This window comes from Streptomyces sp. NPDC101181, from assembly GCF_044767975.1.
Lineage (GTDB): Bacteria > Actinomycetota > Actinomycetes > Streptomycetales > Streptomycetaceae > Streptomyces.
On record NZ_JBIWOX010000020.1, the window covers coordinates 70,989 to 97,521 of the forward strand.

Sequence of the window (26,533 nt, forward strand, 5' to 3'; positions counted from 1 at the left end):
ACGAACCAGCGCAGCCGAACGGAGCCGGATCCATGGGCGAGCACACCGCACCCCTCTTCCCGCAGGAAGTCCTCGACGAGTACGCGGCACTCGGCGTCGACCTGCCCGCCCTCTTCTCCGCCGGCCACCTGGGCGAGCGCATGGGGGTGACCATCGTGGAGGCCGCCGCCGACCGGGTCGTCGGCACCATGCCCGTCGAGGGCAACACCCAGCCCTACGGCCTGCTGCACGGCGGCGCCTCCGCCGTGCTCGCCGAGACCCTCGGCTCCATCGGCTCCATGCTGCACGGCGGGGCCGCCAAGCTGGCCGTCGGCGTGGACCTGAACTGCACCCACCACCGGGGCGTCCGCGACGGCCTGGTGACCGGCGTCGCCACCCCCGTCCACCGGGGGCGCTCCACCGCCACGTACGAGATCGTGATCAGCGACGAGCAGGACCGGCGGGTCTGCACCGCCCGTCTGACCTGTCTGCTCCGCGACGTCCCCCGGCCCGAGGCGGGCTGACCCTCCGCCTCACGGCCCCGCCCCGTTACGGGCCGCCCCCTCCTGAGCCGCCCCCGTCCGCAGCGCCCGGACGGGGGCGGCCGCGCGCCGGACCCGCCCCGGAAGCCGGCCGGGCACGGCACCCACCGGACACGGCCGGAGCAGACCCCTTGACGTCACCACGAGTGACGCCCCGTCCCCTGCCGCCCGGCCGCACCGCGTCCCGGCCAAGGCCGCCGTGGGGCAGCCGAGTTGGGGCCGCGCCCCGCACGGCCGGCGCCCGGAGACGGCGGCGGGACCCCTCCGTACCGGCCTCACGAGGAATGACGTACCGGTCCCGCCTCCCCCGCACCGGACGCGCCCGCCGCGCGATCACCAAAGGACCCCCGGGCGGTGCCGTCGGCCCCACCGCACACCAGGGGAGGCAGCGGCCGCCGGGGGGACGAAAACGCCAGCAATCCGACGCCGGGAGTAACCCAGCGTGATGACGAGGAGGAAGAGCGGCCGATCCCGCTCCGCCGCCGCCACCGCATAACGAACCCGCGGCATCACAGTACGCACACACACGGGGCCGTCAGTACCGTGATCCCCTCAAGCCCCTTAGCAGAGCTGCGCGTTCTCACCATGTGGTCATTCCGCGCACCCGCACAAAACGCCACATAAACCCACGTCAATCTCAAGCCTTGCTCAAGGGCATAACAAGAGCGTCACATCCGAGGCCGACCCGTGCCGCACCCCCTCAGCTGCGCTTAGAGTCACGGCCAGTCACCGCGCCGCCGGGCGCCTCTGCTGCACGGCCTCTGTACCACCCAGTACGGCCCGGCGACCGACACGGCACCTCAAGCAGAGGAGGCCGCGCCAGGGAAAGGACTTTTCGTGCGACACCGTTCTTTGCTCATACTCACCGCCGTACTCACCACCGGAGCACTGACCCTCACCGCCTGCGGTTCGCGCGACGACAGCAACGGCGGCAGCAGCGGCGACGGCGGCACCCAGACCGTCGTCATCGGCATCGACGCCCCGCTCACCGGTGACCTCTCCGCCCTCGGCCTCGGCATCAAGAACTCCGTCGACCTCGCCGCCAAGCAGGCCAACGCCACCAAGCACGTCGACGGCATCACCTTCAAGGTCGAGGCCCTCGACGACCAGGCCCAGCCGTCCTCCGGCCAGCAGAACGCGAGCAAGTTCGTCGCCAACAAGGAAGTCCTCGGCGTCGTCGGCCCGCTGAACTCCTCCGTCGGCGAGTCCATGCAGAAGGTCCTCGCCGACGCCAAGCTCGTCCAGATCTCCCCCGCCAACACCTCGCCCTCCCTCACCCAGGGCCAGGACTGGAACGGCGGCAAGAAGGTCCGCCCCTTCGCGTCCTACTTCCGCACCGCGACCACCGACGCCGTCCAGGGCCCGTTCGCCGCGCAGTACCTCTTCAACGACGCCAAGAAGAAGAAGGTCTTCGTCATCGACGACAAGAAGACCTACGGCGCCGGCCTCGCCGGCACCTTCAAGGCCGAGTTCACCAAGCTCGGCGGCGAGGTCGTCGGCACCGAGCACATCGACCCCGAGACCAAGGACTTCTCCTCGGTCGCCACCAAGGTCAAGAGCGCCGGCGCCGACGTCGTCTACTACGGCGGCGAGTACCCCGCGGCCGGCCCGCTCAGCAAGCAGATCAAGAAGGCCGGAGCCAAGATCCCGCTCGTCGGCGGCGACGGCATCTACAGCGCCGAGTACATCAAGCTCTCCGGCGCGGAAGGCGCGGGCGACCTCGCCACCTCCGTCGGCGCCCCGCTCGACACCCTGCCCTCCGCCAAGGACTTCGTCGCCAACTACGACAAGGGCGGCTACAAGGAGCCCTTCGAGGCGTACGGCGGCTACTCCTACGACGCCGCCTGGTCCATCGTCGAGGCCGTCAAGGCCGTCGTCGAGGCCAACGACGGCAAGCTCCCGGACGACGCCCGCGAGAAGGTCGCCGAGGCCACCGCCAAGGTCGACTTCGACGGCGTCACCGGCAAGGTCTCCTTCGACGAGTACGGCGACACCACCAACAAGCAGCTCACCGTCTACGAGTACAAGGGCAACGCCTGGGCCCCCGTCAAGTCCGGCGAGCTCGCCAGCTGACCAGCTGAGCACACCAGCCTGAACCACCACCGCTGCGCGGGGCGCCGCACCAAGCGCCCCGCGCAGTTCTATATCCGGCGAAAGACACGGAGGACCCGCGGTGAACGAACTGCCGCAACAGCTGGTCAACGGCCTGCTACTCGGATCGATGTACGGGCTCGTCGCCATCGGCTACACGATGGTCTACGGCATCGTCCAGCTCATCAACTTCGCCCACGGCGAGATCTTCATGACCGGCGGCTTCGGGGCCCTCACGGTCTGGCTCATACTTCCCAGCGGCACCAGCGTGCTGCTCGCACTGCCCCTCATGCTCATCGGCGCCGTCGTCGTCGCCACCACCATCGCCGTCGGAGCGGAACGATTCGCCTACCGGCCCCTGCGCGGCGGACCACGCCTCGCACCCCTCATCACCGCCATCGGCCTGTCCCTGGCACTCCAGCAGGCCGTCTGGGCCTGGTACCCCGGCGCCAAGTCCGCCCGCACCTTCCCCGAGATCCCCGGCGGCCCCTTCGAACTCGGCCCCGTCACCATCCAGACCGGTGACGTCTTCCTGCTCATCGCCGCCCCCCTGTCCATGGCCTTCCTCGGCTACTTCGTCATGAAGACCCGCACCGGCCGCGGCATGCAGGCCACCGCGCAGGACCCCGACACCGCCAAGCTCATGGGCATCAACACCGACCGCATCATCGTGGTCGCCTTCGCCCTCGGCGCCACCTTCGCCGCCATCGGCGCCGTCGCCTACGGCCTCAAGTACGGCGAAGTCCAGTTCCGCATGGGCTTCCTCCTCGGCCTCAAGGCGTTCACCGCGGCCGTCCTCGGCGGCATCGGCAACATCTACGGAGCCATGATCGGCGGCCTCACCCTCGGCGTCGCCGAAACCATGGCCGCCGCCTACATCTCCGAAGTCCCCGGCCTCGAACAGCTCGGCGGCCAGTCCTGGGCCAACGCCTGGGCGTTCGTACTCCTCATCCTCGTGCTCCTCTTCCGGCCCCAAGGCATCCTGGGCGAGCGCGTCGCGGACAGGGCGTGACCACCATGACCACCACACAGAACACCGCCACGGCCACCGCACCCACGCAGGCCGCCCCCGCCCACCGCGGCCCCCTCACCCTCCCGCACAACGCCGCGCGAGCCACCGCCACCGCGGGCGGCGCGCTCACCGTCGTCTCCGCCTTCCTCGCCTGGACCTGGACCTCCGCCTTCCCCGGCGACCTCACCGTCTACGGCTACCCCGGCGGCCTCCAGTGGCTCGTCCTCGTCAGCGGCGCACTCCTCACCCTCTTCGCCCTCTCCTCCTACGGCATCAAAGGGCTGACCTGGCTCACCCCCCAGGGCGCCAACGCCGCCATGCGGCTCGCCGCCTACGCGGGACTCGCCACCGCCTGGTTCACGATGATCGCCATCAGCGTCCAGCTCGGCGGCTTCGTCAACCTCGAACCCGGCGCCTACGTCGCCCTCGCCGCCACCCTCATCGGCTGGATCGGCACCCGCTCCCTGCCCTACGAGCGGCCCGAAACCACCCCCGCCGACCCCGAGGACACCGCCTTCGGGCAGTTCAAGCACCGCCTCGGCAACCGCTGGGAGACCTACAAGGGCGCCTTCGCCACCGGCCCCGCGCGCCCCGCCAGGACCCTCCCCTCCTACGTCGAGATCGTGATCGTCGCCGTCGTCCTCGCCCTCGGCCTGGTCGTCTTCACCTACGGCATCACCACCGAGTACGACGAACTGTTCGTCGGCTTCCTGATCACCGCGGGCCTCGGCTTCAGCGCCATCAACAAAGCCGGACTCCTCCAGCGCGTCGCCACCCTCACGGCACGCCACCGCAACGTGACCCTCGTCGGCGCCTTCGCCGCCGCCGCGGCCTTCCCGTTCACCCAGTCCGACGACCAGTACGCCACCATCGGCGTCAACATCCTCATCTTCGCCACCGTCGCCCTCGGCCTCAACATCGTCGTCGGCCTCGCCGGACTCCTCGACCTCGGCTACGTCGCCTTCCTCGGCGTCGGCGCCTACGCCGCCGCCCTCGTCTCCGGCTCCCCCACCTCGCCCTTCGGCATCCACCTGCCCTTCTGGCAGGCCATCCTCGTCGGCGCCGTCGCCTCGATGGTCTTCGGCGTCCTCATCGGCGCCCCCACCCTCCGGCTCCGCGGCGACTACCTCGCCATCGTGACCCTCGGCTTCGGTGAGATCTTCCGCATCGCCGTCCTCAACCTCGACGGCACCTCCGGCCCCGACGTCACCAACGGCTCCAACGGCATCTCCTCGATCCCGAACCTCAACCTGTTCGGCTTCGACTTCGGCGCCACCCACACCATCGCCGGATTCACCATCGGCCGCTTCGCGAACTACTTCTTCCTGATGCTGCTCGTCACGCTCATCGTGGTCGTCGTCTTCCGCCGCAGCGCCGAATCCCGCATCGGCCGCGCCTGGGTCGCCATCCGCGAGGACGAGACAGCCGCCGAAGCCATGGGCATCAACGGCTTCCGCACCAAACTCATCGCCTTCGCCCTCGGCGCCACCCTCGCCGGACTCGCCGGAGCCGTCCAGGCCCACGTCACCTACACCGTGACACCCGAGCAGTACCAGTTCGCCCACGCCGTCCCGCCCAACTCCGCCTTCCTCCTCGCAGCCGTCGTCCTCGGCGGCATGGGCACCATCAGCGGACCCCTCGTCGGCGGCGCACTCCTCTTCCTCATCCCGGCGAAACTCCAGTTCATGAGCGACTACCAGCTCTTCGCCTTCGGACTCGCCCTCGTCCTCCTCATGCGCTTCCGCCCCGAAGGCCTCATCGCCAACCGGCGCCAGCAGCTCGAATTCCACGAGAAGGACGAAGCACCCGCCACTCTCACCAAGGCAGGGGCCTGACGATGACCACCGACACCACCACCGCCGGGCCCGCCACCGTGAGCACCCCCGGCGAAACCGTCCTCGACGCCCGCGGCGTCACCATGCGGTTCGGCGGCCTCACCGCCGTCCGGTCGGTCGACCTCACCGTCAACTCCGGAGAGATCGTCGGCCTCATCGGCCCCAACGGCGCCGGCAAGACCACCTTCTTCAACTGCCTCACCGGCCTCTACACCCCCACCGAAGGCGAAGTCCGCTACAAGGGCACCGTCCTCCCCGCCAAATCCTTCAAGATCACGGCGACCGGCATCGCCCGCACCTTCCAGAACATCCGGCTCTTCTCCAACATGACCGTCCTGGAGAACGTCCTCGTCGGACGCCACACCCGCACCAAGGAAGGCCTCTGGTCGGCCCTCCTGCGCGGCCCCCGCTTCCACCGCGCCGAAACCGAGTCCAAGGCCCGCGCCATGGAGCTGCTGGAATTCGTCGGCCTCCACCACAAGGCCGAACACCTCTCCCGCAACCTCCCCTACGGCGAACAGCGCAAGCTCGAAATCGCCCGCGCACTCGCCAGCGAACCCGGCCTCCTCCTGCTCGACGAACCCACCGCCGGTATGAACCCCCAGGAGACCCGCGCGGCCGAAGAACTCATCTTCGCCATCCGCGACAAAGGCATCGCCGTCCTCGTCATCGAGCACGACATGCGCTTCATCTTCAACCTCTGCGACCGCGTCGCCTGCCTCGTCCAGGGCGAAAAACTCGTCGAAGGCACCGCCCCCGAAGTCCAGGGCGACGAACGCGTCATCGCCGCCTACCTCGGCGAACCCTTCGAAGGCGACCCCGGCGCGGAGGAAGCCGCCGAGGTCGAAGCAGCCGAAGCCGCCGCATCGAACCCCACCCAGGCCCCACCGGCACCACCGGCCACCCCGGCCACCCCCGGTGAGAGCACCAGCAAGGAGAACGACCGATGACCGCACTACTCGAAGTCGAGGACCTGCGCGTCGCCTACGGCAAGATCGAGGCCGTCAAGGGAATCTCGTTCACGGTCGACGAAGGCGAAGTCGTCACCCTCATCGGCACCAACGGCGCCGGCAAGACCACCACGCTGCGCACCCTCTCCGGACTGATCAAACCGCTCACCGGCCACATCAAGTTCAACGGCAAGTCCCTCCGCAGGATCCCGGCCCACCAGGTCGTCTCCCTCGGACTCGCCCACTCCCCCGAAGGCCGCCACATCTTCCCCCGCATGACCATCGAGGACAACCTGCGCCTCGGCGCGTTCCTCCGCAAGGACGGCGAGGGGATCAACAAGGACATCAAGCGCGCCTACGACCTCTTCCCCATCCTCGGAGAACGCCGCAAGCAGGCCGCGGGCACCCTCTCCGGCGGCGAACAGCAGATGCTCGCCATGGGCCGCGCCCTGATGTCCCAGCCCAAACTGCTCATGCTCGACGAACCCTCCATGGGCCTGTCCCCGATCATGATGCAGAAGATCATGGCGACCATCGCCGAACTCCGCGAACAGGGCACCACCATCCTGCTCGTCGAGCAGAACGCCCAGGCGGCACTCTCCCTCGCCAACCACGCCCACGTGATGGAGATCGGCAACATCGTCCTCTCCGGCACCGGCCAGGACCTGCTGCACGACGACTCCGTCCGCAAGGCCTACCTCGGCGAGGACTGAACCCCGCCCCGCACCACGCGGAGAGGCCCGCCCCGGAACCTTTGAGTTCCGGGGCGGGCCTCCCCGCTGCGTACGGCGCGTACGACCGCGTACGACCGGACCTACTCGGCCGCCTTCTTCTTCTCCTCGGCGTCCGCGATCAGCGCCTCCGCCAACTGCTGCATCGACATCCGCCGGTCCATCGACGTCTTCTGGATCCACCGGAACGCGGCCGGCTCGGAGAGCCCGTAGTCCGTCTGGAGAATGCTCTTCGCCCGGTCCACCAGCTTCCGGGTCTCCAGCCGCTGCGAGAGGTCCGCGATCTCACTCTCCAGCGCCCTCAGCTCCGCGAACCGGGACACCGCCATCTCGATGGCCGGCACCACGTCGCTCTTGCTGAACGGCTTCACCAGATACGCCATGGCCCCGGCGTCCCGGGCCCGCTCGACCAGATCGCGCTGCGAGAACGCGGTGAGCATGAGGACCGGGGCGATGGACTCCTCGGCGATCTTCTCGGCGGCGGAGATCCCGTCGAGGACCGGCATCTTCACATCCAGGATGACCAGATCCGGCTTGTGCTCCCGGGCCAGCTCGACGGCCTGCTGCCCGTCGCCCGCCTCCCCGACGACGGAGTAGCCCTCCTCCTCCAGCATCTCCTTGAGGTCCAGGCGGATGAGTGCCTCGTCCTCGGCGATGACGACGCGGGTCGTCAGCGGCGGGACGTGCGACGTGTCGTCGTCGACGGCGTCTACGGGCTGGGGCGACTCGGGGGTGGTCACGGGGCTCCTCGATCGGGGGCAGGCGCTGCTTCCCCTGAGCCTACCCAGCTGCGGTATGGTGGTCGCGCAGCGGGTTGAAGGGAACCTTCGATCCTGGGAGCCCCGGTAGCCCAATTGGCAGCAGGCAATGGATTCAAAACCCATACAGTGTCGGTTCGAGTCCGACTCGGGGCACTCTTCCTTCGATTCCAAGGTCACCTGAGAATCGCAGGGTTTCACGTGATCGTGTGATCACTCCGCGTTCACGCCGAGGGCCGACGGAATTCGGCCAGCCTGTTCGTGTGTACGACCTCGAAACTCGCAAGCGAACGCTCGCCCTGCTGGGCCAGGGCTTCAGTCAGAACTCCGTCAGCAGGCGGACCGGTATCTCGCGTGCGGCGATCCGCTCCTGGCAGACGCGTCTCGAACCGCTGGACACACACCGGGGCGAGCCGTGCCCGAGGTGCTCCGAGGAGCCTACGGCCATCGGGAACCCGTCGGCGTACGCCTACCTGCTGGGGCTCTACCTCGGAGACGGCTGCATCAGCGCCGCGAAGCGCGGCGTGTACGCGCTCCGTATCGCGTGCGCCGACGCCTGGCCGGGCCTCGTCGACGCCTGCGCCGAGGCCGTCCGGATCGCGCGACCGCACAACAAGGTCTCCCGGGTGACCAGTGCGGGCTGCCAGTACGTCACGTCCTTCAGCAAGCACTGGCCCTGCCTCTTCCCCCAGCACGGCCCCGGCAAGAAGCACGAACGGCGAATCGTCCTCGAACCCTGGCAGCGGCGGATCGTGGACGCGCACCCCTGGGAATTCGTCCGGGGTCTCATCCACTCCGACGGCTGCCGCATCACCAACTGGGCGACGCGTGTGGTCCGCGGCGAACGCAAGCGCTACGAATACCCCCGGTACTTCTTCACCAACAAGTCCGACGACATCCGGCAGCTCTACACCGACACCCTCGACGCGCTCGGTGTGGCCTGGACGCACTGCACCCGGGCCGGCAAGCCGTACAACATCTCCGTAGCCCGACGGGCATCCGTCGCCCTCATGGATGCGCACGTCGGGCCGAAATACTGAGCCGCCCTACTTCGGGCTGTCGTCCTCGCCGATGTGGTGGACGCGCACCAGGTTCGTGGAGCCCGAGACGCCGGGCGGGGAGCCGGCGGTGATGACCACCACGTCGCCCTTGGCGCAGCGGCCGATGCGCAGGAGTTCCTCGTCGACCTGGGCGACCATCGCGTCGGTGGAGTCGACCTGGGGGCCGAGGAAGGTTTCGACGCCCCAGGTGAGGTTGAGCTGGGCGCGGGTGGCTTCGTCGGGGGTGAAGGCGAGGAGGGGGATGGGCGAGCGGTAGCGGGAGAGGCGTTTGACGGTGTCGCCGCTCTGGGTGAAGGCGACGAGGAACTTCGCGCCGAGGAAGTCGCCCATCTCGGCGGCCGCTCGGGCCACGGCGCCGCCCTGGGTGCGGGGCTTGCTGCGTTCGGTGAGGGGCGGGAGGCCCTTGGCGAGGAGGTCTTCCTCGGCGGCTTCGACGATGCGGGACATGGTGCGCACGGTCTCGATGGGGTACTTGCCGACGCTGGTCTCGCCGGAGAGCATCACCGCGTCGGTGCCGTCGATGATCGCGTTGGCGACGTCGGAGGCTTCGGCGCGGGTGGGGCGGGAGTTGTCGATCATCGAGTCGAGCATCTGGGTGGCGACGATGACGGGTTTGGCGTTGCGCTTGGCGAGCTTGATGGCGCGCTTCTGGACGATGGGGACCTGTTCCAGGGGCATCTCGACGCCGAGGTCGCCGCGGGCGACCATGATGCCGTCGAAGGCGGCGACGATGTCGTCGATGTTCTGGACGGCCTGGGGCTTTTCGACTTTGGCGATGACGGGGAGGCGGCGGTTCTCCTCGTCCATGATGCGGTGGACGTCCTCGATGTCGCGTCCGGTGCGGACGAAGGAGAGGGCGATGATGTCGGCGCCGGTGCGCAGGGCCCAGCGGAGGTCGTCGATGTCCTTGTCGGAGAGGGCGGGGACGGAGACGGCGACGCCGGGGAGGTTGAGGCCTTTGTGGTCGGAGACCATGCCGCCTTCGATGACGGTGGTGTGGACGCGGGGGCCGTCGACGTCGGTGACTTCGAGGGTGACGCGGCCGTCGTCGATGAGGATGTGTTCGCCGGTGGTGACGTCGGAGGCGAGGCCGTCGTAGGTGGTGCCGCAGATGTCGCCGTCGCCTTCGTTCTCCAGGGGTTCGACGGTGATGGTGAAGGTGTCGCCGCGTTCAAGGAGTACGGGGCCTTCGCGGAAGCGTCCGAGGCGGATCTTCGGGCCTTGAAGGTCGGCGAGGATGCCGACGCTGCGGCCGGTTTCCTCGGACGCCTTGCGGACGTGGTGGTAGCGCTCTTCGTGTTCGGCGTAGGTGCCGTGGCTGAGGTTGAGGCGGGCGATGTCCATTCCCGCTTCGACCAGGGCTTTGATCTGGTCGTATGTGTCGGTGGCGGGTCCCAGGGTGCAAACGATTTTCGCTCGGCGCATGTATCGAGCCTAAGCCTTACCTACGGGTAGGTAAGTGGCCCTTCGTGACACCTCAACCAGCTGCGGGTGAAGGGTTGTTGACAAGTGTTGAATTGTGCGGCGGGGTGCTCGGATGAGCGTTTATCCCAGGTCGGGGGGTGTGAGGGTGAAGGAGGCTTCGACCTGGGCGTCGACGCTCTGGCGTACGGGTTCGAGGTCGACGGGGGCGGGGTCGTCGGCGGTTTCGGCGCGGGCGGCGCGGAAGGGCATGGCGGCGCCGTAGGAGGTGAGGGGGGCTCCGCCGAAGGCGCCGGTGTCGCTGAGTTCGAGGAGGGCGTCGATGCGGGTGTCGAGGGCTTCGGCGTATTCGCGGGCGCGCTGGAGGGCTTCCTGGACGGCTTGGCGGCGGGCGGCGGCGTGGTGGGGTGAGGTGGGGCGCAGGGCCCACCAGGGGCCGTCGACGCGGGTGAGGTCCTGGTCGGCGAGGCGGGCGACGATCTCTCCGAGGACGGTGAAGTCGGTGAGGGTGGCGGTGAGGTGGATGGTGCCGTGGTAGGCGCGGATGCGTTCGCCGCGGCCGTGGCGGGTGAGTTCGGGGCGGATGGCGAGGGAGCCGGTTTCGAGTTTTTCGACGGCGTCGCCGTAGCTCTTGATGAGGTCGAGGGTGGCGGTGTTGCGGTGGTTGAGGTCGTCGAGGGTGGCGCGGCGGTCGGTGTTGCGGGCGGTGAGGGTGATGGTGATGCGGGCGATCTCGGGGTCGGCTTCGAGGTGGGCTTCGCCGCGGACGGTGACGCGGGGGGCGTTGGGGGTGCCGTGGGCCGTCGGGGGTGTGGGGGTTTCGGTCATGTGTTCACTGTGGCACGGCGGGTGGTGGTCCGGGGTGTGTGTCGGGTGGTCATCGGATCGAAACCTGCGCGGGGTGTTGCGGGGGGTGGGCGCCGGGTCAGAATCTACGCGCGTTGCCCTACTGAACGAGGAGTGAAGAGATGCCGTTGGACCGCAGGACGTTTCTGGGCCGTTCGGCCGCCGCGGGTGCGGGTGTGGCGATGGCGGGCGGGGCGGTGGTGGGTTCGGCCGGTGCGGCGGAGGCCGCGGGACACGGTCACGGCCGGCCGCCGAGGCGGTACGCGTTCACGGTGATGGGTACGACGGACCTGCACGGGAACGTCTTCAACTGGGACTACTTCACGGACGCGGAGTACGACGACGCCGCGCACAACGATGTCGGTCTGGCGAAGATCTCGACGCTGGTGGATCAGGTGCGGCGGGAGAAGGGGCGGCGCAACACTCTGTTGATCGACGCGGGTGACACGATCCAGGGGACGCAGCTGTCGTACTACTACGCGAAGGTCGATCCGATCACGGCCCGGCGTGGTCCGGTGCATCCGATGGCGCAGGCGATGAACGCGATCGGCTACGACGCGGCGGCGCTCGGGAATCACGAGTTCAACTACGGGATTCCGGTGCTGCGGAAGTTCGAGGAGCAGTGCGATTTCCCGTTGCTGGGGGCGAACGCGCTGGATGCGAAGACGTTGCGGCCCGCCTTCGCCCCGTATGTCGTCAAGCGGCTGCGGACGCCGTGCGGGCGTGATGTGCGGGTGGCGGTGCTGGGGCTGACGAACCCGGGGATCGCGATCTGGGACAAAGCGCATGTGGGCGGGAAGATGGTGTTTCCCGGTCTGGAGGAGCAGGCGGCGAAGTGGGTGCCGAAGCTGCGTTCGATGGGTGCGGACGTGGTGATCGTGTCGGCGCATTCGGGTTCGTCGGGGACGTCGTCGTACGGGGACCAGCTGCCGCATGTGGAGAACGCGGCGGCGTTGGTGGCGGAGCAGGTGCCGGGGATCGACGCGATTTTGGTGGGCCATGCCCATGTGGAGATCGCGGAGCACTTCGTGACTAACAAGGAGACGGGGAAGCGGGTCGTGCTGTCGGAGCCCGCGAAGTGGGGGCAGCGGCTGACGTTGTTCGACTTCGACGTGGTGTGGGAGAAGGGCCGCTGGGTGGTGGAGCGGGCCGGTTCGCGGGTGCTGAACTCCAACACGGTGCCGGAGGACCGGAAGGTGACGTCGCTGTTGCGGGACGAGCACCGCAAGGTCGTGGCGTACGTCAACCAGGTGATCGGTACGTCGGTGGTGGCGATGTCGACGGCGGAGGCGCCGTGGAAGGACGAGCCGATCATCGACCTGATCAACCAGGTGCAGACGGACACGGTGCGGGCGGCGCTGGCGGGCGGGGAGTTCGCGGCGCTGCCGGTGCTGTCGCAGGCGTCGTGCTTCTCGCGGGCGGCGGGGATTCCGGCCGGTGATGTGACGATCCGGGACGCAGCGGGGCTGTATCCGTTCGAGAACACGCTGGAGGCGCGGCTGCTCACGGGTGCGCAGCTGAAGGACTACCTGGAGTATTCGGCGCGGTACTACGTGCGCACGCCCGCGGGTGGTCCGGTGGACACGGCGAAGCTGACGAACGCGGACGGGATTCCGGACTACAACTACGACGCGGTGTCGGGGGTGACGTACGACATCGACATCGCGAAGCCGGTGGGTTCGCGGATCGCGGGGTTGTCGTTCGAGGGGAAGCCGGTGGATCCGGCGGCGCGGTTCGTGTTCGCGGTGAACAACTACCGGGCGAGTGGCGGGGGCAATTTCCCGCATGTACCGGGGGCGCGGCAGCTGTGGGCGAATTCGGACGAGATCCGGAACACGATCATCGGGTGGGTGCGGGAGAAGGGGTCGGTCGATCCGGCCGCGTTCGCTTCGGTGGGGTGGCGGCTGACCCGTGAGGGGACGCCGGTGTTCCCGTAACCACGCGGAGTGGGGTGGTGGCGCGGCCCGGGGTTCCGTGGGTGGAGCCCCGGGCCGCGCGCGTGTACGGCGGCGGTGCGGTGCGCCGGTGGCCCGGTGCCATGGCCATGGGTGCTGGGGTGGGCCGGTGGGCCGGTGGGCCGGTGGGCCGGTGGGCCGGTGCGGTGGGCCGGGCCGGTGGTGGGTCCGGGGCCGGGCCGGTGGTCAGACGGACTGGCTGAGGGGGATGAGTTCGGGGGCCTGGGTGGGGATCTTCGGTGCTTGGGGGGTGAGGCCGAAGGTGGTGAACGCGGTGCGGTCGGGGAGGGGGTAGGGGGTGGCCCCGGTGAGGTTGTTGAGGATGGTTGCGCTGCGCCAGGCGGCGAGACCGAGGTCGGGGGCGCCGACTCCGTGGGTGTGGCGCTCGGCGTTCTGTACGTAGACGTGTCCGGTGACGGCGGGGTCGAGGACCAGGCGGTACTGGTCGTCGATGCGGGGGCGGTGGGAGGCGTCGCGGCTGAGGTAGGGGCCGAGGCCCCCGAGGACGGCGTCGAGGGGGCGTTCGCGGTAGCCGGTGGCGAGGATGACGGCGTCGGTGGTGAGGCGGGAGCGGGTGCCCTGCTGGGTGTGTTCGAGGTGGAGTTCGACGCGGGTGTTGGCGAGGCGGCCCGCGGTACGGACGTGGACGCCGGGGGTGAGGGTGGCGTCGGGCCAGCCGCCGTGGAGGGTGCGGCGGTAGAGCTCGTCGTGGATGGCGGCGATGGTGTCGGCGTCGATGCCCTTGTGGAGCTGCCACTGGCGGGGGACGAGCTCGTCGCGGGCGGATTCGGGCAGCGCGTGGAAGTAGCGGCTGTAGTCGGGGGTGAAGTGTTCCAGGCCGAGCTTGGAGTACTCCATCGGTGCGAAGGCCTGGGTGCGGGCCAGCCAGTGGATCTTCTCGGCGCCTTCGGGGCGGGCGCGCAGGAGGTCGAGGAAGATCTCGGCGCCGGACTGCCCCGAGCCGATGACGGTGATGTGCTCGGCGCTCAGGAGCCGTTCGCGGTGGCGGAGGTAGTCGGCGGAGTGGAGTACGGGGACGGAGGGGGCTTCGGCGAGGGGTTTGAGGGGTTCGGGGACGAAGGGTTCGGTGCCGATGCCGAGGGCGATGTGGCGGGCGTGGGCGCGGCCGAGTGCTTCGGCTTCGCCGTCGCTGTCGAGTTGGGTGAAGTCGACTTCGAACAGGGCGCGTTCGGCGTTCCAGCGGACGGCGTCGACCTGGTGGCCGAAGTGGAGGCCGGGGAGTTGTTCGCTGACCCAGCGGCAGTAGGCGTCGTACTCGGCGCGCTGGATGTGGAAGCGCTCGGCGAAGTAGAAGGGGAAGAGCCGGTCGCGGGTGCGGAGGTAGCTGAGGAAGCTCCAGGGGCTGGACGGGTCGGCGAGAGTCACGAGGTCGGCGAGGAAGGGGACTTGGAGGCTGGCGCCGTCGAGGAGGAGACCGGGGTGCCAGTGGAAGGCGGGGCGCTGTTCGTAGAAGGTCGCGGCGAGGGGGCGGGGGTCGCCGGGGGCGGCGGGGATGTTGTGGGCGAGGGCGGCGAGGGAGAGGTTGAAGGGGCCGATGCCGATGCCGACGAGGTCGTGTGGCTGGTCGGGTTCGGGGGCGGGCCGGTCGGTCATCGCGGGGTGTCGCCTTCTGTGGGGTGGATCGCCTCGGCACGGTGGCCGGTGGGCGGTGGGGTGGCGGGGCGGGTGGTCGGGTACGCGGGGGCGTCGGCCGGGTGGGTGGAGGCCGTCGGCGCGAGGGGCGTGGCGGTGCGGGGCGCCGTGGGTGGGTGGGCGGGCGGGGCGGTGTCGGTGGCGGTGCGGGTGACGAGGTCCAGGAGGGACCGGAGGTCGTCGGGTGTGGTGTGCGGGTTCAGGAGGGTCGCCTTGAGCCAGAGGCGCCCTTCGGCGTGGGCGCGGCCGAGGACGGCGTGGCCGCGGTCGAGCAGGGTGCGGCGGACGGTCGCGATGGTGTGGTCGTCGGCGCCGGTGGGGCGGAAGAGGACGGTGCTGATGGTGGGGCGGTCGTAGAGGTCGAGCGTGGGGGTCCGGTCGACGAGGTCGGCCAGGTGGTGGGCGGAGGCGACGGTGCGGTCGATGAGGTCGGCGAGTCCGTCGCGGCCGAGGGCCTGGAGGGTGACGGCGATCTTCAGGGCGTCGGGGCGGCGGGTGGTGCGCAGGGAGCGCCCGAGGAGGTCGGGCAGGCCGGCCTCGGTGTCGTCGTCGGCGTTGAGGTAGGGGGCGTGGTGGTGGAGGGGGGCGAGGTGGCGGCGGTCGGGGACCGCGAGGATTCCGGCGGATGCGGGCTGCCAGCCGAGTTTGTGCAGGTCGAGCGTGGTGCTGTGGGCCCGCTGGAGGCCCCGGAGAAGGCCTCGGTGGGTGGGGCTGAGGAGGAGGGGGCCGCCGTAGGCGGCGTCGATGTGGAGTTCCGCGCCGTGGGTGGTGCAGAGGTCGGCGATGGCGTCCAGGGGGTCGATCTCGCCGGTGTCGGTGGTCCCGGCGGTGGCGACGACGAGGAGCGGGCGGTGGAGTTCGGTGAGGGCCGTGTCGAGGGCGGCGAGGTCCACGGTGCCGGTGGGGGCGGGGACGACGACGGGTTCGGGCAGGCCGAGGAGCCAGGCGGCGCGGGCGATGCTGTGGTGGGCGTTGGCCCCGCAGACGGCCTGGACGGGTCCGTGGCGTTCCCGGGCCAGGAGCAGGGCGAGCTGGTTGGCCTCGGTCCCGCCGGAGGTGATCACGGCGTCGGGCGCGGGGGCGTCCGGGTAGACCTCGGCGGCCAGGGCGGTGGTGAGGTCGGCCTCGATCGCGGAGGCGGCGGGGGCCTGGTCCCAGGAGTCCATGGAGGGGTTGAGAGCGCTGGCGGCGAGGTCGGCGGCGGCCGCGAGCGCGAGGGGCGGGGTGTGGAGGTGGGCGGCGCAGTGGGGGTGGGCGGGGTCCGCGGCGCCTTCGGCGAGGGCGGTGACGAGGCCGCGCAGCGCGTGCTCGGCGCCGGTGCCGTGGTCGGGGATGAGGGGGTGGAGGGTGCCGCGGGTGCGGGAGGTGACGGTGTCGGGTCCACCGGCCGGGAGGGGCCCGCCGCGACGGGCCGCGCCGTCGTGGAGTGCGGCCAGGACGGTGTCGAGGAGGGGGCGCAGTGCGGCGGGGCCTGCGGCGCCTCCGGCGAGGGGCGGGGTGGGCATGGGCGGGGTGGTCCTTCGGGAGCGCGGGGGGTGGACATGCCAGCTTGTCCCGGGTTCGGGGTGGCTCGACCGAAGAGCCCAACGATCTCAACCCGAAAGGGGTACTGCCCACCGGTCCGGCCGGGCCGGGGAGCGGCGAAGTGGTAGGCGCGCGTGCGGCTCGGAGGCGGGAGGGGGCGTGGGTACGCCACGGGCTGCGGGGCGTACGCCATGGCCGGTGCCGGTGCCGGTGCCGGTGGATCACCAGAGGGCGACGGGGTTACGGCGAGCGGCGCGGACGCGCTCGTGCGGGGTGCCGAGGGAGCGGGCGTGGCCGCTGGGCGGTCTGCGGTACGGCGGGCGGTCCGGCGGTCGGGCGGCCGGGCGGTCGGGCGGCCCGGCGGTCGTGCAGCCGGGCGGCCGGGCAGAGCCGCTGGCAGGTCTACGGTCCGGCGGTCGGGCGGTCTACGGGCAGCCGGTCCGCGGGCGGCCGGTTTACGGGCAACCGATCCAGGCGGGCAACCGGTCTACGGACGGCAGGTCCGCGGACGGCCGGTATACGGGCGGCTGGCGGTGGCCCGGGCGGCGATCCTCCGGGCCGAGGCCGGGGCCGGGCCGGGCCGAGGCCTGCTGGGTGCTGGGGAGGCCGGTCGGTGGCCGGCCTCCCCGTAGGTCAGTCGGTGGCTGACGCCGTCCGTACGGCCAGGGCGCGGCGCAGGTCGTCGAGCTGGTCGACGAGCTTGCGGCGCAGGGCGGGGATGAGGTCGGGGTCCTCCAGGGCGCGGGTGCCGATGGCGAGGCTCTGGGCGTCGACGGCGTAAGCGGGGAAGGCGTAGCGTCCGGCGGCCTCGGCGATGGCGGGGCCGCGGCGGGCGGCGAGGGCGGTGGCGTCGGGGTAGAAGCGGGGCACGTAGGCGGCGAGCAGTTCGTCCTGGCCGGGCTGCCAGAAGCCCTGGGCGGTGGCGGTGAAGAGGTAGTTGGACAGGGTGTCGTCGGTGAACAGGGTGTCCCAGGCGGTGGCTTTGGCCTCGGGGGTGGGCAGGGCGGCACGGCAGCGGGCGGCGCCTTCGCGGCCGGTGGCGCTGGGGTCCGCGGCGAGTTCGGCGTCGATGGCGGTCTCGTCGGTGGCGCCGAGGACGGCGAGGCGGGTGAGGATGCGCCAGCGCAGCTCGGGGTCGAGTTCCGGGCCGCCGTGGACGGTGCCGTCCTCCAGCCAGCTCTGGAGGGTGTCGGGCTGGGTAGCGGCGTCGATGAAGTGGCGTACGGCGATGAGGCGGAGGCCGGGGTGGGAGCCGTCCTCGGTGCGGCGGATGAGGTCACGGCAGAGGCCGGCGAGGGTGGCGAGGGCGCGCGGGCGGTCCTCGGGGGCGGTGTAGCGGTCGGTGATCTGCCCGGCGGCGAAGGACAGGACGCCCTGGACGAGCGCGAGGTCGGTCTCGTACGGGAGGTGGGTGCGGGCGGTCGTGAGGTAGGTGGCGGGGGCCAGTTCGCCGTCGCGGACCATGTCGCGGGCGGTGTTCCAGAGGACGGCCCTGGTCAGCGGGTCGGGGATGGCGGAGAGGCTGGTGAGCGCGGTGTCCCAGGAGGCGCCGTCGAGCCGGACCTTGGCGTAGGTGAGGTCGCCGTCGTTGAGGACGACGAGGGCGGGGCGGCGACCGGGACGGACCGTGGGTGTGCCGTCGCCCGGTACGTCGGTCTCGAAGCGGTCGCGGAGGGTGAGGAGGCCGGGGCCCGTCTCGGCGCCCAGGGCGTGGTCGAAGGCGGCGACGGCGACGCGGTGCGGTCGGCTGCCGTCGCGGGTGACCGTCAGGCACCACGACTGGCCGTTGCTCTGGGCCGGGGTCTGGCCGGTGTCCTCGCCCTGGGCGTGGCCGGTGCCCTGAGGCTGGGTCTGGGTCTGGCTCCGGGCGTGTGCGGCGGGTTCGGTGACCACGGCGGTGAGGGTGTCGATGCCGGTGGTGCGGAGCCACTGTTCGGCCCAGGCGTGGACGTCCCGGTCGGTGGCGGAGGCCAGGTTGTCGATGAAGTCGGTGAGGGTCGCGTTGCCGAACTTGTGCCGGGCGAAATGGGCGTTGATGCCCGCGAGGAAGTCCTTCTCACCGAGCCAGGCGACGAGTTGGCGGAGCGCGGAGGCGCCCTTGGCGTAGCTGATGCCGTCGAAGTTGAGGAGCGCGGAGGCGGTGTCGGGGACGGCGTCCGGGTCGGGTGCCACGGGGTGGGTGGAGGGCCGCTGGTCGGCGTCGTAGCCCCAGCCCTTGCGGGCGACGCCGAAGTCGACCCAGGTGTCGGGGAACGGGGTCTGCCCCGCTGCGACGGAATGGAGAGCCTGGGGAAGGGCGATCTCGGTGAGGGTCTGGTAGCCCATGTACTCGGCGAAGGACTCGTTCAGCCAGATGTCGTCCCACCAGGTCAGCGTCACGAGGTCGCCGAACCACATGTGGGCCATCTCGTGGGCGATCACCATGGCGCGGGTCTGGCGCTCGGTGTCGGTGACGGCGGAGCGGTAGACGAACTCGTCGCGGAAGGTGACCAGTCCGGGGTTCTCCATGGCACCGGCGTTGAACTCGGGGACGAAGGCCTGGTCGTAGGAGTCGAACGGGTAGGGCTCGTCGAACTTCTCGTGGTAGCGGTCGTAGCAGGCGCGGGTGATGCCGAGGATCTCGTCGGCGTCGGCGTCCAGGTACGGGGCGAGGGAGCGGCGGCAGTGGATGCCGAAGGGCAGTCCGGCGTGCTCGGTGGTGACCGAGTGCCAGGGGCCCGCGGCGACGGCGACGAGGTAGGTGGAGACGAGCGGGGTGGGGGCGATGGTCCAGTGGCCCTCCCCCGTGTGCTCGGCGATGCCGTTGCCGAGGACGCTCCAGCCCTCGGGGGCGGTGACGTCGATGGCGAAGACGGACTTCAGGTCGGGCTGGTCGAAGGCGGCGAAGACCCGCTGGACGTCCTCCATGAACAGTTGGGTGTAGAGGTAGGTCTCGCCGTCCGTGGGGTCGGTGAAGCGGTGCATGCCCTCGCCGGTGCGCGAGTAGTGCATGGCGGCGTCGACGCGCAGTTCGTGGGGGCCCGCGGCGAGGCCGGTGAGGGGGTAGCGGTTGCCGTCGAGGAGGGCGGGGTCCAGGGGCTGTCCGTCGAGACTGACCGAGCGCAGGGTGGCGGGCTTGACCTCGACGAAGGTGTCTCCGGCCGCGTGGGCGGTGAACCGGATGACGGTACGGGAGTCGAAGGTCTCCGCACCCGTCGTGAGGTCGAGGGCGATCGTGTACCGCTCCACGTCGAGGAACCGGGCTCGGGTCTGCGCTTCGTCGCGCGTCAGTACGGACATGGACCCATGCTGCCGTACGGGGGACAGCGGGCGCAGGCGGGTTCTCCCTCGGCGGACGCGTGGGGCGGGACGGCCGGGCGGAGCCGTGGCGTCCGGTTCCGGTTGCCCCGGGAACGCGGGCGAAGCACCGGCGGCCAGGAGCGGCGGCCACGAGGCGGTGGCGTAGAGGCGGCCAGGGGACGCCAGGGGACAGTGGCCGGGGGTGGCGGCCGCGAGGACGGTGGCCGGGAGCGGCGGCCACGGGGGATGGCAGCCGCGAGGACGGTGGTGGCGGCGCTCAGCCGTCCGTCGCCCGCTCCTCGCCCGCCCGGTCCCCCGTCGCCCGCTCGTCGCCCGCCGCCCGCTCGTTCTCCGCCCCGCCGTCTCGCGCCCCGGCGTCCTGCGTCCCGACGTTCTCCGTCTCGTCCGCGATGCGCTCGTGGTGGCGGATCACCTCGGCGATGATGAAGGTCAGCAGCTTCTCGGCGAAGGCCGGGTCCAGGTTGGCGCTCTGCGCCAGGTGCCGGAGCCGGGCGATCTGGCGGGTCTCGCGGGCGGGGTCGGCGGGGGGCAGCCGGTGGTCGGCCTTGAGACGGCCGACCTGCTGGGTGGCCTTGAAGCGCTCGGCCAGCATGTGGACGACGGCCGCGTCGATGTTGTCGATGCTCTCGCGCAGCCGGTTCAGTTCCGCCTGGACGGACGCGTCGATCTCGCTCGTGCTCATGGTCAGCGAGCTTAGGGCCTCGCGGAGGACGCCGGACGCCCGCCCTCAGGACCCGATCGTGGGCGGGTCGTCCGGGTCGGGCACCCGGTCGCTCCAGCCGCCGGGCACGCTGCGGCCCTGCTGTTCACGGAAGCGGACGGGGGCGGTCCCGACCCGGCGGGCGAAGAGGCGGGAGAAGTAGGCCGGGTCGTCGTAGCCGACCCGGCGGGCGACGGCGGCGACCGGGAGGTCGGTGGCGGCGAGGAGTTCCTTGGCCCGGCCGAGGCGGATGCCGAGCAGGTAGTCCTTGGGGCTGCACCCGGCTCCGCGCCGTACGGCGGTGCGCAGTTCGGCGGGGGTCATGCCGTGCCGGGCGGCGTGCTCGGCGACGGTGAGCGGCTGGAAGGCGTCGCGGGCCAGCGCCTGGAGCACCGGGTCGCCGTCGCGCCCGATGTCAGCGCGGGCACGGCGCAGGGAGACCAGGAGTTCGTGGACGGCGGCCCCGGTCTCGACCTCCAGGAGGGGGTTGCCGCGCCGGGCGGCGCGCACGATACGGCCGACGGCGGCGCGGGGGGCGGCGGTGTCGGTGAGGGGGACGAGGGGGCGGTCGGGCTCGATGTAGCCGAGTTCGGTGTAGGTGGCGGTGGCGGGGCCGGTGAAGTCGACGAAGCTCTCGTCCCAGCCGGCGCCGGGGTCGGCGCCGTAGTGGTGGGGGGTGCCGGGGGTCAGCCAGATCAGGCTGGGGCCGGTGACGGGGGTGCGGCGGCCGTCGGGTCCCTTGAACCAGCCGGTGCCGGAGTTGACGATCACGGCGACGTGGTGGTCCAGGGTGCGGGGTCCGACGGTGGGCAGCGCGCCGTGCTGGAGGCCGACGCCGAGGCAGGCGAGGCCGAGGCGGTGGTGGAGCGGGCTGGGGGTGAAGAAGCGCATCCAGGTGTGGTACATCGCGGCCTTCCTCTCCCGGGGTGCATCGCTGCGTCCAACCAGCAGCGATCTTTGTCCATGGACCGGGCGTGCGCCAGAGGTGAGAGTGGTCGGACCAATCCGCCCGGGGGCCGCCGGGCGCGGCCGAGCACAGGAGCGTACGTACCCGATGTCCGACTTCACCGTGGACGACGACCACTTCCGGCTCGACGGGAGGCCGGTACGGCTGCTGTCGGGCGCCCTGCACTACGCCCGGGTGCACGAGGGGCAGTGGGACCACCGGCTGGCGATGCTCGCGGCGATGGGCCTGAACTGCGTGGAGACGTACGTCCCGTGGAATCTCCACGAGCCCCGCGAGGGCGACTACCGGGACGTGGCGGCGCTCGGCCGGTTCCTGGACGCGGTGGAGCGGGCCGGGCTGTGGGCGATCGTGCGGCCGGGCCCGTACATCTGCGCCGAGTGGGAGAACGGCGGGTTGCCGGCCTGGGTGACGGGGCGGTTCGGGCGGCGGGTGCGGACCCGGGACGGGGAGTACCGGGCGGCGGTGGATCGGTGGTTCCGGGAGCTGCTGCCGCAGGTGGTGGAGCGGCAGATCGGCCGCGGCGGTCCGGTGGTGCTGGTGCAGGTGGAGAACGAGTACGGGAGCTACGGCACCGACGCGGTCTATCTGGAGTGGCTGGCGGGGCTGCTGCGGGAGTGCGGGGTGACGGTGGCGCTGTTCACCTCGGACGGCCCGGAGGATCACATGCTGACCGGGGGGTCGGTGCCGGGGCTGCTGGCGACGGTCAACTTCGGTTCGGGGGCGCGGGAGAGCTTCGAGGTGCTGCGGCGTCACCAGCCCCGGGGGCCGCTGATGTGCATGGAGTTCTGGTGCGGCTGGTTCGACCACTGGGGGGCCGAGCCGGTGGTGCGTGATCCGCTGGAGGCGGCGGGGGCGTTGCGGGAGATCCTGGAGTGCGGGGCGTCGGTGAACGTCTACATGGCGCACGGGGGGACGAGTTTCGGGGGGTGGGCGGGGGCGAACCGCTCGGGTCCCCTCCAGGACAGGGCGTTCGAGGCGACGGTGACCTCCTACGACTACGACGCGCCGGTCGACGAGTACGGGCGGGCCACGGAGAAGTTCCACCTGTTCCGGAAGGTCCTGGCGGATTACGCGCAGGGTCCGTTGCCCGCGCCGCCACCGGAGCCGAGGGGGCTGGCGGGGCCGGTGCGGGCGGAGCTGACCGGGTGGGCCGGGCTCGGGGAGGTGCTGGAGGCGCTGGGTGATCCGGAGTCGCCGGAGTCGGGGGTGGCGCCGACGTTCGAGGAGCTGGGGGTGGACCGGGGGCTGGTGCGCTACCGGGTGGCGGTGCCGGGGCCGCGCCAGGCGTATCCGCTGGGGGTGTCGGGGCTGCGGGACCGGGCGGTGGTCTACGTGGACGGGGTGCGGGCGGGGGTGCTGACCGAGGAGAGCGGGACGCTGCCGGAGCCGGTGTCGGGTCCGGCGGAGGTCGAGCTGTGGGTGGAGTCGCTGGGCCGGGTCAACTACGGGCCGCGGCTGGCCGAGCCGAAGGGCGTCACCGGCGGGGTACTGCACGAGCGGCAGTATCTGCACGGGGTACGGGCCCGGGGGCTGCGGCTGGACGCCTTCGACGACGCGGCCGCGGTGGCGGCGGTCCCGTTCGGACCGCTGCCCGAAGGGCCGGGGACGGCTGCCGTGGGCGCGACGGGGTTGTTCCGGGGGGAGTTCACCGTGGCGGGCGCGGAAGCAGGACCGGCGGAGGCGGCAGGACCGGCAGACGGGGCGGGAGCGACACACGGGGCAGGACCGGCAGACGGGGCGGGAGCGGGCGGCGTGGACCACGCGGGGCTCGAACTGCCCGGCTGGACACGGGGGTTCGTGTGGGTGAACGGCTTCTGCCTGGGCCGGTACTGGTCGGCGGGCCCGCAGCGCACCCTGTACGTACCGGGGCCGGTGCTCCGCGAGGGCGTCAACGAGGTGTGGGTCCTGGAGCTGGAGGGCGCGGGGGCGGCGTACGTGGAGCTGGGCCCGGGGGCACCCGTACGGACGGGCACCCCCGGGGTGGTTCAGCCGTGATCACCCGGGGGCGGCCCGAGCGCGGTGGCGGTGTGCGGCGTCAGAGGGTGCGGGCCGCGGAGGCGATGGCGGAGGCGAAGGTCGAGACCTCGGCGTAGACGCCCGGGTAGCCGGGCCGGGCGCAGCCGTAACCCCAGCTGACGATGCCGACCTGGATCCACTCGCCCGCGTTGTCCCTGCGGAACATCGGACCGCCGGAGTCACCCTGGCAGGTGTCGACGCCACCGGTGTCGGGGTATCCGGCGCAGATCTCCTCGTTGGCGACCAGTTCGTTGCCGTAGGCGGAGCGGCAGGCGGCGTCGGAGACGAACGGGACGTCGGCCTTGAGCAGGTAGCGCTGCTGGCTGCCGCCCTCGCGGTTGGCGCCCCAGCCGGCGACGGTGAAGGTGCCCTGGTTGTAGGCGGTGGTGGTGGCGATCTTCAGGGTGGGCTGGTTGATGGGCTGGGCCAGCTTGATGAGCGCCCAGTCCTTGCCCGTGCCGTTGTAGCCGGGGGCCTGGAGGACCTTGGTGGAGCGGACCTTGACCGCGTTGGACGACTGGAGGTCGACGACGCCGCCGGTGGCGGTGATCGAGGTGTTGTTGCCCGATCCGCTCACGCAGTGCGCGGCGGTCAGGACGATGTCCTTAGCGTAGAGGGCGCCGCCGCAGCCCATGGAGAGCCGGACCATGAAGGGGAACTCGCCCTGGGCGGCGCGGGTTCCGCCGACGACGGGGTTGGGGGCGGCCGAGGCGGTGACGGGCTGGAGGCCGACGACCGCGATGGCGACGGTGGCCACGGCTACGGAACATCTCTTCAGCGCACGCAGAAGTTGCTTCACTGACTGCCTTCTTTCGTGGGGGGTCGCTGGGAACCGGGACAGGGCACGGCGGCGCGTCGCGATGCGACGAGATCGTCATGCACCCGTCAAGGCGATCCGATTATCGGGAGCGGGTGACCGGCGCCACAAGGCGCAGTTTTCGGCCAAGCCCAGGGGGGCAGCACCGCCACCAAAGCCACTGAGCGCGTCAGTTGGACCTTGAGCACTGCGGCTGGCCCGACTGAGCGTTCCAGTTGCCCCGCAGGTCGGCCGACCACTGCAGTTCTTCCGTGCCTGGCACCGTGATGACGGATCGAAGTGCCTGCTGGAGACGGCTCCGGCCTACGAGCTGGCCGCCGACCTCGTGGAGGCGCTGGAGGATGCTCCCAGACTGACAGCGGCCGCCCGGCAGTACGTCCCCGAGCGGCCGGGGCGACCAGGGGGCGGTGAATCGGTCACACGCTCTGATCGGAGCGGCGCGATGCCCGCCCGGCCCGGCGATCGGCCACCGGAAGGATCACAGCGCCGGCCACAAGATGCGCAGCGCGCTACCTGTCATCAGAGCCAGGGACAGGACTTCCAGCAGGAGCGCCCCGAAGAGCCACCGCGCGCACCCGCGGTTGTGCTGGCGCAGAGCCACCAGCAGCGTGCAGTTGAACGCCAACTCGGTCTGCGTCACTGTGGCATCGCGCTGCCCGATCAGGTCGTGAAGTTCCACGACCGGCAGAGGCCTGGGGAGATTGATGAGCAGCCCCAGCGCGGAGGCAGCGATCAGCGAGACCAAGGCCCCGATGAGCAGGCCCAGCGCCACCGACGGCATGTGCTCGGCGTCGCCGAGGCTGGTGAGGGACAGGAATCCAAGGACGATGGCGACGAGGGTTCCCGCACTGGAGATGACGGCGATCCCGCGCTGCTCGAGCGAGGCCTTCCGGGCGCGTTCGTCCACAACTTGCGCACCTAACAAAGATGCGAACCCTGCTGCGGGCACCGGTGGCTGGGAGGCGGAAGCCGTCATGAGCGCGCGCGGCCGAAGACCGGCAGGTTCTGCCCCGGCCGCCTCCAGACCGTGACCGGCCAGGTAAGGCACCGCCAGGACAGTAGCCCGTGCTCTCCGGCTGGCTGCAGTCCGAGGCCCTGGCTCGCGGCCGCCACGGCGGCCGCGAGCCAGGGCCCGTCGACAGCGTCGGCTCGTTGCGTTTTGAGGCTTTCTATCCGGTTCTCGAAAGAGGCCAGGGCGTGCCTAGCGGCATTCTCGGCTGCATTCAATCGCCCATTGGCCTCGCGATGGGCCTGCTGCTTTTCGAGGTACTCCTCGCGGAGTTCCTGAATACGCGGGATCTTGCTCGACAGTCTGAGGAACGCTACGTTCGGCGAATCAAACAAACGTATGACTTCCTGCACTGCGTCCTGGTCATCGTCAGTGAGTAGTCCTTCGCTGGCCAGCACCTCACTTACCCGGCGGCACAACTGTCCGTTGTGGTCAGTCCGCGTCCCGCCGAAGCGGGCCAGGACGTCTACGGCCTCACCCCGCTCGTCGTGCCAGGCCCTGCGCGCCGAATCCGCGCCGCGAATTGCCGCCGTCGCGGCGCGGCGGGCCTCCGCCATGTTGGAGTCGAAGGGCGCCCTGGCGGTCCGCAGCTCGCCTTCGGCCGTCGTGATATCCGCGTCGTAGCGCCGAAGTTCGGCCAGGTGACCCTCCGCCTGGGATTTCGCCTGCTTGAGTAGCCCGTACACGCTGTCGTCGTCCTCGAGGGCGACGGCGATGACCTGTTGCTCGCTCAGGCAGACCACCACCGCACACGGGAGCAGCACCTCAGAGATCCCGAAGAATGCCTGCATGTCACTGACGGTGCGGGTGAGGTCGCCCTGATGGTCAGCCGTTCTCCCCGGCAGGAAGTCCACGGCCGCGGTGTGCACGCGCACGTGAGTCGGCCACTCCGCCTCTGGACGCAGCCCGTCCGGATACCAGGAACTCGTCGGATCGGGGCCATCCCGGCCACCGACCTGTCGCACTCCGCGCACGCGGACCTGCACTCGCCCGTTGCCCGCGCGGGCCAGTTGCCCCAGCCACAGATCCTCCCGCGGGTTCGGGATGACCACCCCCACGTGGCGCGCGGTGACATCGTGGATGTCAGCCCACTCCCTGAAAAACCTTTCCTGCAACAGCGGTGCGTCAGCCGTCCGGGAGATCAAGAAGACCAGGCCGGCGTAGCCGCCGACGGAGGGGACCGGAAAGGGCAGGCTGAGGAATTCCTCGATGGAGAGAGAAGTGATCAAGCCCATGGCAACCCCCTTGTAACCGTTTCCTGTTGACCATAGATGAGGTAGTCGTGCATCCGCAGAAAATCCTTCTTCATGTTCCGCTGCCTGCGGCAGGATCAGCGGGCAGCGGGGGCTCAGACGCCCGCCACTG

General features: G+C 70.9%; 19 protein-coding genes, 1 tRNA gene and 1 pseudogene. 10 read left to right on the top strand and 11 right to left on the bottom strand.

The window, feature by feature from the left end:
- The first annotated feature begins 32 nt into the window (after nt 1-32).
- The 6 genes from ACIRRU_RS25435 to ACIRRU_RS25460 all read left to right on the top strand — a co-directional run bounded on the left by ACIRRU_RS25435 (nt 33) and on the right by ACIRRU_RS25460 (nt 7,122).
- On the top strand, nt 33-503 hold the full coding sequence (locus ACIRRU_RS25435; RefSeq protein ID WP_403684189.1) for a hotdog fold thioesterase: 471 nt from the start codon (nt 33-35) through the stop codon (nt 501-503).
- An 855-nt stretch (nt 504-1,358) separates the two neighbouring features.
- Nucleotides 1,359-2,594 (top strand): branched-chain amino acid ABC transporter substrate-binding protein, encoded by a 1,236-nt coding sequence (locus tag ACIRRU_RS25440; RefSeq protein ID WP_363203192.1) that lies wholly within the window; start codon nt 1,359-1,361, stop codon nt 2,592-2,594.
- Nucleotides 2,595-2,694: 100 nt separating this feature from the next.
- On the top strand, nt 2,695-3,624 hold the full coding sequence (locus tag ACIRRU_RS25445) for a branched-chain amino acid ABC transporter permease (protein ID WP_403684190.1): 930 nt from the start codon (nt 2,695-2,697) through the stop codon (nt 3,622-3,624).
- Complete coding sequence (locus ACIRRU_RS25450; protein ID WP_403684192.1) at nt 3,621-5,459, top strand: branched-chain amino acid ABC transporter permease; 1,839 nt, start codon at nt 3,621-3,623, stop codon at nt 5,457-5,459. Before ACIRRU_RS25445 ends, ACIRRU_RS25450 begins: the two co-directional genes overlap by 4 nt.
- A gap of 2 nt (nt 5,460-5,461) precedes the next feature.
- Nucleotides 5,462-6,409, top strand: coding sequence for an ABC transporter ATP-binding protein (locus ACIRRU_RS25455; RefSeq protein WP_403684194.1), 948 nt, complete (start codon nt 5,462-5,464; stop codon nt 6,407-6,409).
- Nucleotides 6,406-7,122 carry an ABC transporter ATP-binding protein gene (locus ACIRRU_RS25460; protein WP_403684195.1) on the top strand — a complete coding sequence of 239 codons (717 nt, stop codon included), beginning with the start codon at nt 6,406-6,408 and terminating at the stop codon, nt 7,120-7,122. The genes ACIRRU_RS25455 and ACIRRU_RS25460 overlap by 4 nt, the downstream gene beginning before the upstream one ends.
- Before the next feature lie 101 nt (nt 7,123-7,223).
- Here ACIRRU_RS25460 and ACIRRU_RS25465 read toward each other — a convergent pair whose 3' ends face one another.
- Entirely contained in the window at nt 7,224-7,880 is a 657-nt protein-coding gene (locus ACIRRU_RS25465) for an ANTAR domain-containing response regulator (protein ID WP_403684197.1), read from the bottom strand.
- A 99-nt stretch (nt 7,881-7,979) separates the two neighbouring features.
- Between ACIRRU_RS25465 and ACIRRU_RS25470 the strand changes: the two genes are divergently transcribed.
- Nucleotides 7,980-8,054: transfer RNA gene (locus ACIRRU_RS25470), tRNA-Leu, on the top strand.
- Between the two features lie 107 nt (nt 8,055-8,161).
- Nucleotides 8,162-8,938, top strand: coding sequence for a transcriptional regulator (locus ACIRRU_RS25475; protein WP_403684199.1), 777 nt, complete (start codon nt 8,162-8,164; stop codon nt 8,936-8,938).
- Nucleotides 8,939-8,944: 6 nt separating this feature from the next.
- Here ACIRRU_RS25475 and pyk read toward each other — a convergent pair whose 3' ends face one another.
- Both pyk and ACIRRU_RS25485 read right to left on the bottom strand, forming a co-directional pair.
- Nucleotides 8,945-10,384 (bottom strand): pyruvate kinase, encoded by a 1,440-nt coding sequence (gene pyk, locus ACIRRU_RS25480; protein ID WP_403684200.1) that lies wholly within the window; start codon nt 10,382-10,384, stop codon nt 8,945-8,947.
- A gap of 120 nt (nt 10,385-10,504) precedes the next feature.
- Nucleotides 10,505-11,209 carry an SIMPL domain-containing protein gene (locus ACIRRU_RS25485; protein WP_403684202.1) on the bottom strand — a complete coding sequence of 235 codons (705 nt, stop codon included), beginning with the start codon at nt 11,207-11,209 and terminating at the stop codon, nt 10,505-10,507.
- 140 nt (nt 11,210-11,349) lie between these two features.
- On the opposite strand from ACIRRU_RS25485, the gene ACIRRU_RS25490 reads away from it, so the two are divergent.
- The gene (locus tag ACIRRU_RS25490; RefSeq protein WP_403684204.1) at nt 11,350-13,164 is read left to right on the top strand and encodes a bifunctional metallophosphatase/5'-nucleotidase; all 1,815 of its coding nucleotides are present in this window, start codon (nt 11,350-11,352) and stop codon (nt 13,162-13,164) included.
- A 204-nt stretch (nt 13,165-13,368) separates the two neighbouring features.
- On the opposite strand, the gene ACIRRU_RS25495 is transcribed toward ACIRRU_RS25490, so the two are convergent.
- The 5 genes and pseudogenes from ACIRRU_RS25495 to ACIRRU_RS25515 form a co-directional block, all read right to left on the bottom strand.
- Complete coding sequence (locus ACIRRU_RS25495) at nt 13,369-14,796, bottom strand: lysine N(6)-hydroxylase/L-ornithine N(5)-oxygenase family protein (protein WP_403684205.1); 1,428 nt, start codon at nt 14,794-14,796, stop codon at nt 13,369-13,371.
- On the bottom strand, nt 14,793-16,340 hold the full coding sequence (locus ACIRRU_RS25500) for a pyridoxal phosphate-dependent decarboxylase family protein (protein WP_403684207.1): 1,548 nt from the start codon (nt 16,338-16,340) through the stop codon (nt 14,793-14,795). The genes ACIRRU_RS25495 and ACIRRU_RS25500 overlap by 4 nt, the downstream gene beginning before the upstream one ends.
- Nucleotides 16,341-16,992: 652 nt before the next feature.
- The gene (pepN, locus tag ACIRRU_RS25505) at nt 16,993-19,638 is read right to left on the bottom strand and encodes an aminopeptidase N (protein WP_403684208.1); all 2,646 of its coding nucleotides are present in this window, start codon (nt 19,636-19,638) and stop codon (nt 16,993-16,995) included.
- A gap of 370 nt (nt 19,639-20,008) precedes the next feature.
- Nucleotides 20,009-20,341: pseudogene (locus ACIRRU_RS25510) on the bottom strand (chorismate mutase); the annotation flags it as partial.
- 45 nt (nt 20,342-20,386) lie between these two features.
- Nucleotides 20,387-21,265 (bottom strand): AraC family transcriptional regulator, encoded by an 879-nt coding sequence (locus ACIRRU_RS25515; protein WP_363203178.1) that lies wholly within the window; start codon nt 21,263-21,265, stop codon nt 20,387-20,389.
- 148 nt (nt 21,266-21,413) lie between these two features.
- Here ACIRRU_RS25515 and ACIRRU_RS25520 point away from each other — a divergent pair, with 148 nt between their 5' ends.
- Nucleotides 21,414-23,321 (top strand): beta-galactosidase family protein, encoded by a 1,908-nt coding sequence (locus tag ACIRRU_RS25520; protein WP_403684210.1) that lies wholly within the window; start codon nt 21,414-21,416, stop codon nt 23,319-23,321.
- Nucleotides 23,322-23,361: 40 nt separating this feature from the next.
- Here ACIRRU_RS25520 and ACIRRU_RS25525 read toward each other — a convergent pair whose 3' ends face one another.
- The 3 genes from ACIRRU_RS25525 to ACIRRU_RS25535 all read right to left on the bottom strand — a co-directional run bounded on the left by ACIRRU_RS25525 (nt 23,362) and on the right by ACIRRU_RS25535 (nt 26,403).
- Nucleotides 23,362-24,141 (bottom strand): serine protease, encoded by a 780-nt coding sequence (locus tag ACIRRU_RS25525; RefSeq protein ID WP_363203176.1) that lies wholly within the window; start codon nt 24,139-24,141, stop codon nt 23,362-23,364.
- Between the two features lie 496 nt (nt 24,142-24,637).
- The gene (locus tag ACIRRU_RS25530; RefSeq protein ID WP_403684212.1) at nt 24,638-25,066 is read right to left on the bottom strand and encodes a hypothetical protein; all 429 of its coding nucleotides are present in this window, start codon (nt 25,064-25,066) and stop codon (nt 24,638-24,640) included.
- A gap of 65 nt (nt 25,067-25,131) precedes the next feature.
- Nucleotides 25,132-26,403 carry a hypothetical protein gene (locus tag ACIRRU_RS25535; protein ID WP_403684213.1) on the bottom strand — a complete coding sequence of 424 codons (1,272 nt, stop codon included), beginning with the start codon at nt 26,401-26,403 and terminating at the stop codon, nt 25,132-25,134.
- Between the last annotated feature and the right edge of the window lie 130 nt (nt 26,404-26,533).